Source organism: Pseudomonas sp. PDM28 (genome assembly GCF_019219115.1).
In the GTDB taxonomy this organism is placed as follows: domain Bacteria; phylum Pseudomonadota; class Gammaproteobacteria; order Pseudomonadales; family Pseudomonadaceae; genus Aquipseudomonas; species Aquipseudomonas laurylsulfatiphila.
The window spans coordinates 39,061-55,403 of the sequence record NZ_JAHUWG010000004.1 but is presented as its reverse complement, the minus strand read 5'-3'; the positions used below and the strand labels follow the sequence as shown (position 1 = coordinate 55,403).

At 62.1% G+C, this 16,343-nt stretch carries 9 protein-coding genes; 4 read left to right on the top strand and 5 right to left on the bottom strand.

Going from position 1 to position 16,343, the window contains the following annotated elements; all coding sequences use genetic code 11:
• Positions 1-154 precede the first annotated feature (154 nt).
• Entirely contained in the window at positions 155-688 is a 534-nt protein-coding gene (locus KW841_RS09630; protein WP_218475549.1) for an NfeD family protein, read from the top strand.
• Between the two features lie 2 nt (positions 689-690).
• Positions 691-1,449 (top strand): slipin family protein, encoded by a 759-nt coding sequence (locus KW841_RS09625; protein WP_218475545.1) that lies wholly within the window; start codon positions 691-693, stop codon positions 1,447-1,449.
• 11 nt (positions 1,450-1,460) lie between these two features.
• On the opposite strand, the gene cysC is transcribed toward KW841_RS09625, so the two are convergent.
• From cysC to KW841_RS09605, 4 genes are read right to left on the bottom strand one after another with little or no spacing between them, the layout of a single operon-like run.
• A complete protein-coding gene (gene cysC / locus KW841_RS09620; protein WP_218475542.1) occupies positions 1,461-2,066 on the bottom strand; it encodes an adenylyl-sulfate kinase in 606 nt (201 codons plus the stop codon).
• Positions 2,050-3,564: a TolC family protein gene (locus KW841_RS09615; protein ID WP_116582502.1), complete on the bottom strand. Its 1,515-nt coding sequence runs from the start codon at positions 3,562-3,564 to the stop codon at positions 2,050-2,052. Before KW841_RS09615 ends, cysC begins: the two co-directional genes overlap by 17 nt.
• 44 nt (positions 3,565-3,608) lie before the next feature.
• Positions 3,609-13,649 (bottom strand): Ig-like domain-containing protein, encoded by a 10,041-nt coding sequence (locus KW841_RS09610; protein WP_218475540.1) that lies wholly within the window; start codon positions 13,647-13,649, stop codon positions 3,609-3,611.
• Between the two features lie 56 nt (positions 13,650-13,705).
• Complete coding sequence (locus KW841_RS09605; protein ID WP_102702434.1) at positions 13,706-14,551, bottom strand: sulfotransferase; 846 nt, start codon at positions 14,549-14,551, stop codon at positions 13,706-13,708.
• Between the two features lie 307 nt (positions 14,552-14,858).
• On the opposite strand from KW841_RS09605, the gene KW841_RS09600 reads away from it, so the two are divergent.
• Complete coding sequence (locus KW841_RS09600) at positions 14,859-15,446, top strand: phage tail protein (protein ID WP_218475537.1); 588 nt, start codon at positions 14,859-14,861, stop codon at positions 15,444-15,446.
• Between the two features lie 54 nt (positions 15,447-15,500).
• Complete coding sequence (locus KW841_RS09595) at positions 15,501-15,812, top strand: hypothetical protein (protein WP_102702420.1); 312 nt, start codon at positions 15,501-15,503, stop codon at positions 15,810-15,812.
• A gap of 23 nt (positions 15,813-15,835) precedes the next feature.
• Here KW841_RS09595 and KW841_RS09590 read toward each other — a convergent pair whose 3' ends face one another.
• The gene (locus KW841_RS09590) at positions 15,836-16,333 is read right to left on the bottom strand and encodes an N-acetyltransferase (RefSeq protein ID WP_218475534.1); all 498 of its coding nucleotides are present in this window, start codon (positions 16,331-16,333) and stop codon (positions 15,836-15,838) included.
• Positions 16,334-16,343 lie beyond the last annotated feature (10 nt).

Genomic DNA, 16,343 nt, shown 5'->3' with positions numbered 1-16,343 from the left:
AGCGTTGCTTGCGTAGTAAAAGTCTAGGCCCGCTGGCACGATCCGGCGGGAAATCCGCCCATCGGCGGACGACGACAATTGAGCAAAATTCATACAGACCGAGGCTCAACTAAACTGTACTCAGAGCCACTCCACGACTCTCCCGGAGGGTCAAGTGAACACGCGTTGTTGTGCAGTTGCGTTGCTGTTGGCGTTGAGCGGATCGGCCTGCGCAGCCGACACGGTTGTGTTGCTGGTGCCCAATCCCGTGGGGATCTGGCTGATCACCTTCGGCATCGCGTTCCTGATCGCCGAAGCGGCCCTACCCAATTACGGCGTGATCGGCCTGGGCGGCATCGTGATGTTCGTGATCGGCGCGGTGATCCTGTCCAACACCGAAGTGCCCGTGCCGTTGATGATCGGCCTGGCAGTAGTCAGCGCGTTGCTACTGATCTACCTGGTGATTCACGCCCTGAAGACACGACCGCGCCACACCGTCAGCGGTGATGCCGGGTTGCTCGGCAGCGTGACGGCAGTGACGTCATTGCAGGCCGGCAACGCCTATGGCGGCTGGATTCATCTGCAAGGAGAACAATGGCAGGTACTCAGCGCGACGCCGCTGCAACCCGGGCAACGGGTGCGGGTGGTGGGGCGCAAGGGCTTGCTGCTGCAAGTGGCCGCGGCTGACGCGGCGCCGGGCGGAGAATAGTCATGGGTTTGCAATTGGGTTTTGTCGCGCTGCTGCTGTTGCTCATCGCACTGGCGGGGTCGACGTTCCGCATCCTGCGCGAGTACGAGCGCGGGGTGGTGTTCCAGCTCGGGCGCTTCTGGCAGGTCAAGGGCCCCGGCCTGATCCTGCTGATTCCAGTGGTCCAGCAAATGGTCAGGGTCGACTTGCGCACCGTGGTGCTGGACGTGCCGCCGCAAGACGTGATCACCCGCGACAACGTGTCGGTCAAGGTCAACGCGGTGCTGTATTTCCGTGTGCTCGATCCGCAGAAAGCCATCATCCAGGTCGAGGATTTCCTGGCCGCCACCAGCCAATTGGCGCAAACCACGTTGCGGGCGGTGCTGGGTAAACACGAGCTGGACGAACTGCTGGCCGAACGCGAGCGGTTGAACCTGGACATCCAGCAAGTGCTCGACGCCCAGACCGACGCCTGGGGCATCAAGGTCGCCAACGTCGAGATCAAGCACGTGGACCTCAACGAATCGATGGTCCGCGCCATCGCCAAGCAAGCGGAAGCCGAGCGGGAACGGCGCGCCAAGGTGATCCACGCCGAAGGCGAATTGCAGGCCTCGGAAAAACTCATGCAGGCCGCCGAAATGCTGGGCCGCCAACCGGGGGCCATGCAACTGCGCTACATGCAGACCCTGAGTTCGATTGCCGGCGACAAGAGCTCGACCATCGTCTTTCCGTTGCCGATCGAGTTGCTCAAGGGCATGGCTGACTTGTCGCCAAAACCCTGAACACCGATCGGTCAGGACCAAGGCAGCACTTCGGACTCAGCGAGCCAGGTCAGCAGTCGATCAAGGCAGGCCTCGACCGTTTGTACCCCGGTGTCGAGCACCAGCGCCGCATCGACCGGCGCCTGATACGGTGCAGACACCCCGGTAAAGCCGGTCAACTCACCCCGTCGGGCGCGGGCATAGTGACCTTTCGGATCACGTTGCTCGCACACCGCCAGGGCCGCGCTGCACCAGACCTCCCGGTAGTCCTCACCGAGTCGCCGGGCGAACACATCACGCAACTCCACCAAGGGCGCGATCATCGCCAGGATCACGATGTGGCCGTTCTCCACCAGCAACGACGCCAGCTCACTGGCGCGGCGGATGTTCTCCTGACGATCGCTGTCGCCAAAGCCCAGGTCTCGATTGAGCCCCACCCGCAGCCCGTCACCATCGAGCACCACGCTTTGCAGTCCGCGGGCAAACAACTCGGCGTGCAGCGCTTGTGCAAGGGTCGACTTGCCTGCCGCCGGCAGGCCGGTCAGCAGGATGGCCGCGCCGCGATGACCGTTGCGTCGCTCGCGCTGAGCCCGGCTGACGCTGGCGGTCGGGGCCTTCACGTCAGCGCACCGGGGCATGCGTCACCGGCACCGTAATATCACCTGCCGCCCAGGCCGCTTCGCGGTTGGCCAGGGCCGTGGCGATGGACTGGACTTGTGTCGATTGCACTTGATCCGGCAGCGGGTCGAGACCGGCGCTGGCGAAAATCTGCCCATAGGCGTTGCGCAGGTCCGCGTAGGACAGGTCACGACGCAAATCGGCCTGCAAGGTGTTGAGTTCCCCCTGGATCAGATCGAGCTCGCCGATACCGTCCGCCTGGTGACGGTTGCGCAACTGACCGACGATTTGCCCGTCGATGTCCGACAATTGCTGATTGGTCTTGAACTGGCGCAAGGCCTCGCGGTAGTTGGCATTGGCCACATACAGCTGCGCCAGCACCGCAATCGACATCGCCTGACGGCGCGCCGTGGCGACTTCTTCACCAGCCTTGGCTACGTCGATCGCCGCTGGAGCCGAGATCACGTTGAACAGGTTCCAGGTGACTTTGACGCCATAATCGGCCCAGCCTTGCTCCACCAGGAACGAGTTGCTGTCGTAATGGCCGCCGGCGGAGAATTCCAGGCCCGGCAGCAGGCGCAGCATGGCCTTGCGGGTTTCGGCCGCGCTGATGCGGGTCTGATAGTCCTGTTCACGCAGTTCCGGACGGCTGGTCAGGGCTTCCTGTTCGAGACTGGCCAGGTCGACCTTGAGCTCGGGAATCTCATAACCGTTATCGGTCGCCAGGGTCAGCTCCGTGCCCATCGGCAGGTTGATCAGGGTTGCCAGTTCGGTCTTGGCCAGTGACAACGCACGGCGCTGCTCCTCCAGTTGGCGGGTCGCCTCGATCAGCGAGCGCTGATAACCGAGGGCCTGCACCGGGTCGCCAATGCGCTGCTGGCTCATGCTCTGGCTGTTGTTGCGCGCGGTCTCAACCCGCGCCATCAGGCTGTCGATCTGTGTGAGCAGGCGTTCGGCAGCCATCGCCCGCCAGTACGCCGAACGCACGTCCTGGACGATGGTGTTGATCACCTTGCGTCGACGTTCCTGAACGATCAGGCGCTGGTCGCCCTGCTGCTTGGCGCTGATGTAGCTGACACCAAAATCGAGCACGTTCCAGACCATGGTCAGGTCCGCTACATCACGGTCGCGGTCCTGGGAGGTCGAAGGTTCCAGGGACTGCGTGCCGGTGCGCACACTCTGGCTGCTGGAGGCGTTGACGTTGTTGCGCCCCACGTATCCGGCGTCCAGCGCCATGCGCGGCAGCATGTCGAAACTGGCGAGGTCGAGCTGACGCTTGGCCAGGGCCTCTTCCATGATTTTCAACCGGCCTTCGAGGTTGTACTTCACCGCACGGGCCATGGCCTGGTGCAGGGTCAACGGGCCGCCAAGAGGCTCCTGCCCCTTGTACATGGCTTGCAGGTCACTTTTGGCCCGCTGCTCACTGACACTGCGTTCGATCGGCTCACTGGTGACTGCGCATCCGCTGATCGCCAGTGCCAGCAGGCTGGCGCCGAACAACTTATGACTTTTTTTCATCCTTGCATCGCCCCTGGGTGCCGCATCAAAAGTGAAAGTTTTCTTCAGGCCTGCATTTCGCTGATGCCGGCCAGCTTCAGAGCGGCGGCCAGCTTGTCGACCTGCTGCCGCTCGTTGTCTTTGAGTTGTTGCAATTGCTGACCCAGGGTCGGTGCGCCAAATACCCCGCGCAGGCCCTGGGAAACATCGCCGGACTTGATCGACTGACTGCCAAAGGCGTTCAACGAATCGCGCTCTGCACTGCTGTCCTGATTGAACAGGCTCGACAGCGTGCTGGTGCTGAACACACCGCCGTCGCCGCCACCGAATCCGAGGAAACCATGCCCCGAACCATCGCCACCGCTGTCATTGCTGGTGAAAACCTGCGCGATGAAACTCGGGGTCAGTGCGCCGTGGTTCATGAAGATATCGCCCAACGGCCGGATGCCGTTGCCGATCACCCGTTGTTCGAACAATGGCTGGAAGGTCAATGGTGAAGTGAGGTTGCCCGTCGGAGGCGTGAAAATGGTCGGTTGCAGCGGCACGTTAGGCACATCGGGCAGCGTCACCGGGGTGCTGCTTTGGAACTCGGGGTCTACCGTTACGACGACAACCGCTGAGGTCGGCACCGTGTTGATGACAAAGTTGTCGGACTGGCTCACGCCGCTGCCACTGTTGCCGGCCATGTCGCTGATACCGGCGCGGTTGATGCTGATCGCATTGCTGGCGATATTGACGTTGGCGGTCGGCGTCAGCATCGCGGTCCAGGTCTTGCCGCCATCGCTGCTGCGCAGGTCGGACAAGGTGCCGTTGGCAATACTGATGTCGGACAAATCAAAACCGCTGACCGCTTCACTGAAGGTGATGGTCACCTGCGAGGTCTGGCCCACACCCAGGTTTGGATTGGCGACTACCACGGTGGCGGTCGGCAGCTCGCTGTCGAGTGTGTAATTGTTCGACACTGCGACCGAGTTGCCGGTATTGCCCACCAGATCGGTGACGTTACGGGTGTCCAGCGCGATGAAGTTGCTTGGGTCGGTGACATTGGCCGTCGGTGTGAACGTCGCGGTCCAGGTCTTGCCGCCATCGCTGCTGGCGAGATTGCTCAGGTCGCCATTGGTCACGCTCAAATCAGACAGATCGAAGTTGCCGACGGCCTCGCTGAAGGTGAAGGTCACCGTAGTGGTCTGACCGATACCGAGGTTCGGGTTGGCAACCACGATGCTCACCGTCGGCCGGGTCGCATCGAGCGCGTAGTTGTTGGAGATGGCGATACTCGCACCGAAGTTGCCGGCAACGTCCTGCACTCGACCGGTGTCGAGCACGATCAGGTTGGTTGCATCGCTGACATTGGCGGTCGGTGTCAGGGTCGCGGTCCAGGTCACGCCGCCATCGCTGCTGCTCAGGTTCGACAGCGTGCCATTGGCAACACTGATGTCCGACAGGTCGAAACCGCTCACCGCTTCGCTGAAGGTGATGGTCACAGTGGTGGTTTCGCCGATGCCGAGCTGCGAGTCGGCAACCACGATGGTCGCGGTGGGCAGTGCGGTGTCGATGGTAAAACCGTTCGAATCGGTGGTGCCCGACCCGATGTTGCCCGACCCATTGGCCACGCCGCTATTGTCGAGCGTAATCAGGTTGCTGGCGTCGGTCACGTTCGAGGTTGGCGTAAAGACCGCTGTCCAGGTGATGCCGCCGTCACTGCTGCTGACATTGCTCAACGCACCGTTGACGACGCTCAGGTCCGCATTGCTGAAACCGTTGACTGCCTCGCTGAAGGTGATGGTTACCAGGGTCGTTTCGCCAGCCTTGAGCGCCGTGTCGGCGATCACGATGCTGGCCGTCGGCACACTGGTTTGCACCAGGTAATTCGCCGAGTTGGTCACCCCGCTCCCGGCGTTGCCTGCCGCGTCGGTGACACCGGTGTTGTCCAGAGTGATGAGGTTGGTGGTGTCGGTGATGCTGGCGGTCGGCGTGAAAGTCGCCGTCCAGGAGACGCCGCCGTCGCTGCTGCTCAACCCGCTCAAGCTGCCGTTGGCGACGCTCAGATCGGAACTGTCCAGACCACTGACCGCTTCGCTGAAGGTGATGGTCACCAGGGTCGTTTCGCCGGGACGCAGGTCGGTGTCGGCCATGACGATGGTCGCGGTCGGGCGCTGGCTGTCGATGGCGTAGTTGTTCGAATCCGTGGTGCCGCTGCCGGCGTTGCCCGCCGCATCCTGAACACCGCTGTTATCGAGTTGGATGAGGTTGCTGGTATCGGTGATAGCCGCCAACGGTGTCAGGGTGGCCGTCCAGGTGATGCCGCCATCGCTGCTGCTCACCGCGCTCAGGGTGCCATTGGCGATGGTCAGGTCGGCGTTGCTGAAACCACTCACCGCTTCGCTGAAGGTAATGGTCACCAGCGAGGTTTCGCCGACGTTCAGGGCAGTGTCGGCGACCACGATGGTGGCGGTCGGGCGCTGGGTGTCGATGGCGTAGGTGTTGGAATCGGTGGTGCCGCTGCCGGCATTGCCCGAGGCGTTTTGCACGCCGCTGTTGTCCAGGATGATCAGGTTGCTGGCGTCGGTGATGTTGGCGGTGGGCGTAAAGGTCGCCGTCCAGGTGACGCCGCCGTCGCTGCTGCTCACAGCGCTCAAGGTGCCGTTGGCGATGCTCAGGTCGGCGTTGCTGAAGCCGGTCACTGCCTCGCTGAACGTGATGGTCACCAGCGAGGTTTCGCCGACGTTCAGGGCGTTGTCGGCGATCACGATGGTGGCCGTTGGCAACACGGTGTCGATGGTGAAATTGGCGGAATTTGTCGTACCGGTCCCGGCGTTGCCGGCCAGGTCGGCGATGCCGGTGTTGTCCAGGGTGACCAGGTTGGACGTGTCGTTGATCGCGGCGTTCGGTGTGAAGGTCGCCGTCCAGGTGATGCCGCCGTCGCTGCTGCTGACCGCGCTCAGCGTGCCGTTTGGAACAGACAGGTCCGCGTTGGTGAAACCGCTTACCGGCTCACTGAAAGTAATGGTCACCAGGGTCGTTTCACCAGCACTCAAGGTCGGGTCGGCGACCACGATAGTCGCGGTTGGACGTTGGGTGTCGATGCTGAAATTGTTCGAATCGGTGGTGCCGCTGCCGGCGTTACCCGCCAGGTCAGCGATCCCGCTGTTGTCCAGGGTGATGACGTTGCTGGTATCGGTGATGTTGGTAGTCGGCGTGAAGATCGCTGTCCAGGTGATGCCGTCGCCAGTGCTCAAGCTGCTCAAAGTGCCGTTGGCCACGGTCAGATCGGCGGTCGTGAAACCCGTCACCGCTTCATCGAACGTGATCGTCACCAGCGTGGTTTCGCCTACATTCAGGGCCGTGTCGGCGACCACGATGGTAGCGGTCGGGCGCACGGTGTCGATGGCGTAGTTGTTGGAATCGGTGGTGCCGCTGCCGACGTTGCCAGAGGCGTTCTGCACGCCGCTGTTGTCCAGGGTGATCAGGTTGCTGGCGTCGGTGATGTTGGCGGTGGGCGTAAAGGTCGCCGTCCAGGTGACGCCGCCGTCGCTGCTGTTGACATTGCTCAATGCACCGTTGGCGACGGTCAGGTCGGCATTACTGAAACCGCTGACCGCTTCGCTGAACGTGATGGTCACTACCGTACTTTCGCCAATGTTCAGGGCGTTGTCGGCGACCACGATGGTGGCCGTTGGCAGCACGGTGTCGATGGTGAAATTGGCGGAGTTGGTCGTACCGGTACCCGTGTTGCCCGCCAGATCGGTGACGCCGCTGTTGTCCAGGATGATGAGGTTGGTCGTGTCCTTGATCGCAACGTCCGGCGTGAACGTCGCGGTCCAGGTAATGCCGCCGTCGCTGCTGCTCACCGCGCTCAACGTGCCGTTGGGAACGGACAGGTCGGCGTTGTCGAAACCGCTCACCGCCTCCGAGAAGGTGATGGTTACCAACGAGGTTTCACCGGCGCTCAGCGTCGTATCGGCCAGCACGATCGTGGCGGTTGGGCGAACCGTGTCGATGGCGTAGCTGTTGGAGTCGGTGGTACCGCTGCCGGCGTTGCCCGACAGGTCGCTGACCCCGGTGTTGTCCAGGGTGATCAGGTTGCTCGTGTCGTTGATGATCGCCGAAGGCGTGAAGGTTGCCGTCCAGGTGATGCCGCCGTCGCTGCTGCTTACCGCGGTCAACGTGCCGTTGGTGATGGTCAGGTCGGCGTTGGTGAAACCGCTCACCGCTTCACTGAAGGTGATCGTCACCAGCGAGGTTTCGCCGATGCTCAGCGCGGTGTCCGCGACCACAATGGTGGCCGTCGGGCGCACGGTGTCGATGGCGTAGTTGTTGGAATCGGTGGTGCCGCTGCCGGCATTGCCCGAGGCGTTCTGCACACCGCTGTTGTCCAGGGTGATGACGTTGCTGGTGTCGGTGATGGCGCTGGTCGGGGTGAAGGTCGCGGTCCAGGTTATGCCGCCGTCGCTGCTGCTGACGGAGGTCAAGGTGCCGTTGGCGATGGTCAGGTCGGCATTACTGAAACCGCTGACCGCTTCGCTGAACGTGATGGTCACCAGCGACGTTTCACCGATTTTCAACGCATTGTCGGCCACCACGATGGTCGCCGTCGGCAGCACCGTATCGATGGTGTAGTTACCGGAACTCGTGGTGCCGCTGCCGGTGTTGCCGGCTATGTCGGTCACGCCGGTATTGGCCAGGGTGATGACATTGCTGGCGTCGCTTATGCCCGCGGTTGGCGTAAACGTCGCGGTCCAGGTGATCCCGCCATCGCTGCTGCTGACTGCGCTGAGCGTGCCGTTGGCAATGCTCAAGTCAGTGTTGTCAAAACCGCTCACCGCCTCGCTGAAGGTGATCGTCACCAGTGAAGTTTCGCCGGCACTCAGGGTCGCGTCCGCCAGGACGATGGTAGCTGTCGGGCGCTGGTTGTCGACGGCGAAGTTATTGGAGTCGGTGGTGCCGCTGCCGGTGTTACCCGCTGCATCCTGCACAACGCTGTTGTCCAGTGTGACCAGGTTGGTTGCATCAGTGATGCCCGCCGTCGGCGTCAGGGTCGCGGTATAAGTGATGTTATCGCTGGTGCTGAGACTGCTCAGAGTACCGTTGCTCACCATCAGATCGGCCGTGGTAAAGCCAACCACCGCTTCACTGAAGGTGATCGTCACCAGCGAGGTTTCGCCGATGCTCAGCGCGGTGTCCGCGACCACAATGGTGGCCGTCGGGCGCACGGTGTCGATGGCGTAGTTGTTGGAATCGGTGGTGCCGCTGCCGGCATTGCCCGAGGCGTTCTGCACACCGCTGTTGTCCAGGGTGATGACGTTGCTGGCGTCGGTGATGGCGCTGCTCGGGGTGAAGGTCGCGGTCCAGGTGATGCCGCCATCGCTGCTGCTGACAGAGGTCAAGGTGCCGTTGGCGATGGTCAGGTCGGTGTTGGAGAACCCACTGACGGCTTCGCTGAAGGTGATGGTCACCAGCGACGTTTCACCGATTTTCAACACATTGTCGGCCACCACGATGGTCGCCGTCGGCAGCACCGTATCGATGGTGTAATTGCCGGAGTTGGTGGTGCCGCTGCCGGTGTTGCCCGCCACGTCGGTGACACCGGTATTGTTCAGGGTGATGACGTTGCTCAAGTCATTCACGCCGACGGTCGGGGTGAAGGTCGCGGTCCAGGTAATCCCGCCGTCGCTGCTGCTGACTGCGCTGAGCGTGCCGTTGGCGATGCTCAGGTCACTGTTGTCGAAACCGGTCACCGCCTCGGAGAAGGTGATCGTCACCAACGACGTTTCTCCGGCACTCAGGGTGGCGTCCGCCAGGACGATGGTGGCCGTCGGACGCTGGCTGTCGATCGCGTAATTATTCGAATCGGTGGTGCCGCTACCGGCGTTGCCGACCCCATCGATCACCCCGGTATTGTCCAGGGTGATCAGGTTGGTCGGATCGGTGATGCTCGCCGTTGGCGTCAGGGTGGCGGTCCAGGTGATGTTATCGCTGGTGCTCAGGCTGCTCAGGGTACCGTTGCTCACCGTCAGGTCGGCCGTGGTAAAGCCAGTCACCGCCTCGGAGAACGTGATAGTCACCACCGATGTCTGACCCACCGCCAGCGCCGAGTCCGCGACCACAATGGTGGCCGTCGGGCGCACGGTGTCGATGGCGTAGTTGTTGGAATCGGTGGTGCCGCTGCCGGCATTGCCCGAGGCGTTCTGCACACCGCTGTTATCCAGGGTGATCAGGTTGGTGGCGTCGGTGATGGCGCTGCTCGGGGTGAAGGTCGCGGTCCAGGTGATGCCGCCATCGCTGCTGCTGACAGAGGTCAAGGTGCCGTTGGCGATGGTCAGGTCGGTGTTGGAGAACCCACTGACGGCTTCGCTGAAGGTGATGGTCACCAGCGACGTTTCACCGATTTTCAACACATTGTCGGCCACCACGATGGTCGCCGTCGGCAGCACCGTATCGATGGTGTAATTGCCGGAGTTGGTGGTGCCGCTGCCGGTGTTGCCCGCCACGTCGGTGATACCGGTATTGTTCAGGGTGATGACGTTGCTCAAGTCAATCACGCCGACGGTCGGGGTGAAGGTCGCGGTCCAGGTAATCCCGCCGTCGCTGCTGCTGACCGCGCTCAAGGTGCCGTTGGCAATCGTCAGGTCGGCGTTGGTGAAACCGCTGACCGCTTCACTGAAGGTGATGGTTACCAGCGAGGTTTCGCCCGCTGCCAGTGTTGTATCGGCCAGTACAATCGTGGCGGTCGGACGCACCGTGTCGATGACGTAGTTGTTCGAATCGGTGGTGCCGCTACCGGCATTGCCCGCCAGATCGCTGACCCCGGTGTTGTTCAGGGTGATCAGGTTGGTCGAGTCGTTGATGCTCGCGGAAGGAGTGAAGGTCGCGGTCCAGGTGATGCCGCCGTCGCTGCTGCTGACCGCGCTCAGGGTGCCGTTGGCGATGCTCAGGTCGGCGTTGGTGAAACCGCTGACCGCTTCACTGAAGGTAATCGTCACCAGCGAGGTTTCGCCGATTCTCAGCGCCGTGTCCGCCACCACGATGGTTGCCGTCGGGCGCACGGTGTCGATCGCATAGTTGTTGGAGTCGGTGGTGCCGCTGCCGGCGTTGCCCGCCAGATCAGCCACGCCGGTGTTGTCCAGGGTGATCAGGTTGGTCGTGTCGGTGATGCTGGCGGTCGGGGTAAAAGTCGCGGTCCAAGTGATGCCGCCATCGCTGCTGCTCACCGCTGCCAGAGTCCCGTTGGCAATGGTCAGGTCGGCGTTGGTGAAACCGCTCACTGCTTCGCTGAAGGTAATGGTCACCAGCGAGGTTTCGCCGATTCTCAGCGCATTGTCGGCCACCACGATGGTTGCGGTCGGACGGAGTGTATCGATGGCATGGTTGTTGGAATCGGTGGTGCCGCTACCGGCATTGCCCGCCAGATCGCTGACCCCGGTGTTGTTCAGGGTGATCAGGTTGGTCGAGTCGTTGATGCTCGCGGAAGGCGTGAAGGTCGCGGTCCAGGTGATGCCGCCGTCGCTGCTGCTGACCGCGGTCAGGGTGCCGTTGGCGATGCTCAGGTCGGCGTTGGTGAAACCGCTGACCGCTTCACTGAAGGTAATCGTCACCAGCGAGGTTTCGCCGATTCTCAGCGCCGTGTCCGCCACCACGATGGTTACCGTTGGCCGCACGGTGTCGATCGCATAGTTGTTGGAGTCGGTGGTGCCGCTGCCAGCGTTGCCCGCAATGTCACTGACCCCGGTGTTGTCCAGGGTGATCAGGTTGGTCGTGTCGGTGATGCTCGCGCTCGGCGTGAAAGTCCCCGTCCAGGTGATGCCGCCATCGCTGCTGCTCACCGAGGTCAAGGTGCCGTTGGCAATGGTCAGGTCGGCATTGGTGAAACCGCTGACCGCTTCGTTAAAGGTGATGGTTACCAGGGAGGTTTCGCCGACTCTCAGCGCCGTGTCGGTAAACACGATGCTGGCGGTCGGGCGTACGGTGTCGACCGTGTAGTTGTTGGAGTTGGTGGTGCCGATGCCGGCGGTGCCCAGACCGTTTATCACCCCGGTGTTGTCCAGGGTGATGACGTTGGTCGTGTCGGTAATGCTGGCGGTCGGGGTAAAAGTCGCGGTCCAGGTGATGCCGCCATCGCTGCTGCTCACCGCTGTCAGAGTCCCGTTGGCAATGGTCAGGTCGGCGTTGGTGAAACCGCTCACTGCTTCGCTGAAGGTAATGGTTACCAGCGAGGTTTCGCCGATTCTCAGCGCATTGTCGGCCACCACGATGGTGGCGGTCGGTGGCGGCGCATACGCTGTGTTGAGTGTGCCGCCGTCGTTGTAGATGGTCGCGACAGAGGTCGGCGAGGTACCGGTTGTACCTCCACCCTGCGCGGTACCGCCTGTACCACTGGCCGCGGCATTACCCGCCAGGGCGGCGAAGTTGGCGGCCGTGATCAGCAGCGTGCCCTTGTTCCAGACTGCACCGACGCCCCGGCCGCCCAGGCCGCCATTGCTGGCATTGCTGCCTTGGCCACCGCCACCGCCACCGCCGCCGCCAGCGCCGATGTTGTTGCTGATGGTCGACGTACCGATGATGGTCATGGTGCCGCTGCTGGCGTTGTAGATCCCGCCCACCGCATTGCCACCGGCGCCACCCACCTTGTCCCAACCGGCTCCGCCGCCACCACCGCCAATGGAAATCGTGCCATTGGTGGCCGTCGCACCGTTACCGCCGTTGCTGTAATAGGAAACGCCTACGCCGCCAGCCCCGCCAGTGGTGGTACCGCCGCGACCGCCCATGTGGGTGGCGTCATAACCGCCGCCGTATCCACCGACACCACCGCCGCCCGCCTGGCCGCCCAATGTGCCGGTACCCGGCCCTGCCGAACCGCCATGCCCGCCGCCCTGGCCGCCCAAACCGCCGCCACCGCCCCCACCACCGCCGTAAAAAGCGCCGGTGACACCGCCGCCGCCACCGCCACCAGAAGCGGCGTTGGAGGTCACGGTAACGTTGTTCAGGGTCAGAATCCCTGCGTTGAAAATCCCCCCGGCCATCGCGCCCGAGGCACCGTAGCCACCGTTGCCGCCCGTACCCGACACCAGGCCACGGGTGATCACCAGGCCATCGAGGGTCACGGTGCTGCCGGACGCCACTTCAATCACTCGAGTCCTGTACTGGCCGTCAAGAATCACGTCGGCCGCACCGTCGTTGTTCAAGTCGCCATCAACGGTGATGTTCTTGTTGATCAGCAACTCGGACGTCAACTGCACCGTCATGCTGCTGTTGAAGGTGACGATATCGCCGTTCTGCGCCGAGGCGATCGCCGCGCGCAATGAACCGACTCCGGTGTTGGCGTTGTTGGTGGCGGTCCAGGTGGCCAGGCCCCACTGATAGTCGCTCATGGCCGTGGTCGAGAGGACATTGGCACTCTCGATGTTGCCGGTGGCGATTTCCAGATCCCAGTCACCGCCAATACCCGTGCGGTTGTTCGAGGCCGCTACATCGCGGCCGGTCATTTGCGCCAGCGAATCGACGAAGCTCAGGCCACGCTCGCCTTCGGCGGTGTAGCAGCCGTAGATCAGGATGTCGCCGCCGGCGTTGATGTCCTTGCCGATTTCCGCCAGCACCGCGCTGCGGGCGGCGACGTTGTCGGCCGACAGATAGCTGTCGCCCAGCCACAGGTCGCCGGCGTTACCGTGGGCGATGATCTGCACCGAGCTGATGCCCTGATGCTGATCCAGGTATTGGGCAATCTGTTGCAGCCCATCCTTGCCCGCGTCCAGTTTCACGACCTGGGTCCCAGGGGCGATGCCTGTGAGCAGGCTGTCGGCATCTTTCACCCGGGAGTCGACGAACACCACGCTCTGCCCCGGCACCGCAACGGGGCTGGCCGCCGGTGTGGCATCGGCCTGGCCATGGGTATCCTTGCTGACCGTCGGGTGATCGGCGGTCGGCGCCTTGGCGGCATCGGCTGTGGAATGGCTGTCGGTCTGGGCGGCGGTATCGGCCACTGTGGCGGCGACGGCACCGTCGAACAGCATGCGCGGTTCAAGGGACATGATCATGGGCGCCGCTGGCGTCCGCTGGCCTTCGGTTACCCGTGACTTTGCCTTTGCTCCGCCAAAAATGCTCCACCACATGCTGCTCACCCGAACTCGAACGAATGTACGTAACGCATCAATGAAAAACGCCGCGATCAAATGTTCGCGGCGTCGGACTTCATACGAATGACGTTGGCGGCGCTGGCAGAGCCATCGAGCCAAAAGGACAAATCTGAGTATTGCTTGAACAGATCCGGCGGCAGGATGGTGCGCCGGGCCTGTACGGCAACCTTGGGTCTGACCTTGTGCAGGCCGGTTACCCCGAGGGCCTGGTCGAATTCCGGGGCGTCGTACGCCAGGTGCTCAAAGTCGTGCTCGAACCAGGGCTCGTCGATAAAGTCATAGACCAGCCGCAACACCCGCTCCGGTGCCTGGGTCAGCAAGTCATAGTCGATGATCAGCAAGGAGTCGGCATGTTCGCCGTAATAGGCTTCCTTGAGCGCCGCCCAGGCAAAACCCACCAGGCGATTGCGCTGGGCCAGGGTTTCGCAACGGCTGTAGACGGTGTTGCGCTCGACGGCATCGCCGAAGAGCTTGGTGTTTTCATAGGGATTGGCGCGGTAAAGACGTTCGATGCTGTCCATGATCCAGGCGACGTTGCGCACACAGGCAATCACCTTGGCCTTGGGAAACAGATCGTTGATGGCCGGCAGCTTGGCGCTCCAAAGGCGATTGGTGTCGAACACCACCGGTTTGTCGGCCTTGTCGGCATAGAAGGAATCAAACAGACCGCGCAACAGGCGGCGGCGCATGTCGATGTCGATCACCGCGCCGAACTCGCTGCCAGCGCTGCACTGGTCCAGAACACCGGAAAACAGGGAACCCACGGGACTGGTCATTCCGGCATGGAAACGCGGGTTCTGCAAAAGAATGGCAGAAAGTAGCGTCGAGCCTGAGCGTGGCAAACCGGAAATAAAGTGGAACTGGTGCAATTCCTTCACCATGGCGTTAAGTCCTTTTTGTAGGACAAAGCGTAGTCGATCGATGAAGTTTCGACTAGTGGTGTTTTGATATCAATTTGAAGCTAAACCAGCTTGATACCGAGCTTTGCGCAATCAGTGAAGGACGTTAACGATGACTGTCTTGGGGAATGCGTCCATCGGGCAAACACAGCCTCGCCACGACACCCATAATCTGCGTCTACGCTGTGGCGTGGCGTGACCGAGCCACGTAAAGGAAAAGGAGTCGACACCCCAGTGTCTGGCAGCCGCGTGGCGCGCCAACCACCAACCTGAAGGATGAGGATTCATGGAAGTATTTATCGGCACTATCCAGCCTTTCGCCTTTGATTTCGCCCCCCAGAACTGGGCCCTTTGCAATGGTCAGACGTTAAGCATTTCGCAATGGAGTGCATTGTTCTCGCTGATTGGCGTGAACTACGGCGGCAACGGCCAGACCACCTTCATGCTACCCAACCTGCAAGGTCGATTACCGATGGCCCAAGGCACCGGCACTAATCTCAGCACGCGCACCATTGGCGAGATTTCCGGTACCGAAAACGTCACCGCGACTATCGGCAACATGCCCAACCACACCCACCAGATGTCCGGACTGACCGCCACCACGACCCTGCAACTGGCCAACCCCTCGAGCAATCCCGTGAGCGTGCCAACGGCAACCAACTCGTTCATCGGCGCTTCAAGTGGCGGACCGGGGACGGCGAATATCTATTCGGATCAACAAGGAGCAACGGCAGTGGCACTCCAGGGCGTGAGCACCACCGTCACCGGTGAGATTGCCTCCACTGGCGGGACCCAGCCCATGAGCGTGATGAACCCGTTCCTGGTCATCAACTTCAGCATCGCTCTGCAAGGGTATTTTCCATCGCGTGGCTGAGGGTTCGCCGGGGGCCGCGCGCCCCCGGCACTGTTCACTTTTCGGAGCCTGATCATGTTGCAAGCGGTTCAAAGCCATCATTTCCAGACCCTGCTGGGTCAGACCGTCGCCCTACGCCTGCCCGACGGCAGCGAATTGTCGGTGCAGATCGAACACCTTGAGGACTCACCCCGCGCCCGCATGCGCAACAGTGAGCGCATGCCATTCAGTGTCGAGCTCAACAGCCTGGTCCCGACCGATTTTGTGGACGGGTTATGCACGCTGCAATTGCCGGAACTGGGCAAAGTGGAAAACATTTTCGTTTCCCGAGTGCCGTCGATGGGACGTGATCCGCAGCGAGGCTACTTCTACATCGCGTTCAACTGACCCATTTCTGGCTCGCAGTGCCTTCAGCCTTGCGGATACCACACCAGTCGTTTTGCCGCGACGTTGTATTCCTGCACGGTAAAGCCCAGGGCCAGGTAATGCCCAAGCGCATGGGGATTGCTGGCCCAGACCACCGTCGCCACCGGGCAACGAATCTGTTGGGCGGCTTTCTGCACCCCCTGCAATACCGCCCGCCCATACCCCTGCCCCCGCGCAGCGGGGATGAAGGCCAGATACAGCACGCGAATCTCGTTCGCCCCGAAATCAGTGCTCAACGCGCCGATCGCAGTGCCAAGTTTTTCAACCACGTAATGCATGGCATTGGGGAAGTTTTCACCCAGGCCTTGCTCCTGCACCTGGAACTGCTGGGCCACAACCTGCTCGACCACCTCCGCGCTGTCGTCGATCCATTGCAGGTCTGGTCGGGCCGATTGATACAGGCGCTGCAAAAAAGGCCCGTCACTGGCTAGCGAAGGCCGTACCACCAAGCCTTCGGCTGCCACAGCACTGTTGTTCGCCATCGTCGCTCTC

What these genes read in the sequence shown, in the direction of transcription:
- KW841_RS09625 (WP_218475545.1), top strand. Translation starts at nt 691, where the DNA reads ATGGGTTTGCAATTGGGTTTTGTCGCGCTGCTGCTGTTGCTCATCGCA.
- cysC (WP_218475542.1), bottom strand. Translation starts at nt 2,066, where the DNA reads ATGCCCCGGTGCGCTGACGTGAAGGCCCCGACCGCCAGCGTCAGCCGG.
- KW841_RS09615 (WP_116582502.1), bottom strand. Translation starts at nt 3,564, where the DNA reads ATGAAAAAAAGTCATAAGTTGTTCGGCGCCAGCCTGCTGGCACTGGCG.
- KW841_RS09610 (WP_218475540.1), bottom strand. Translation starts at nt 13,649, where the DNA reads ATGTGGTGGAGCATTTTTGGCGGAGCAAAGGCAAAGTCACGGGTAACC.
- KW841_RS09600 (WP_218475537.1), top strand. Translation starts at nt 14,859, where the DNA reads ATGGAAGTATTTATCGGCACTATCCAGCCTTTCGCCTTTGATTTCGCC.
- KW841_RS09595 (WP_102702420.1), top strand. Translation starts at nt 15,501, where the DNA reads ATGTTGCAAGCGGTTCAAAGCCATCATTTCCAGACCCTGCTGGGTCAG.
- KW841_RS09590 (WP_218475534.1), bottom strand. Translation starts at nt 16,333, where the DNA reads ATGGCGAACAACAGTGCTGTGGCAGCCGAAGGCTTGGTGGTACGGCCT.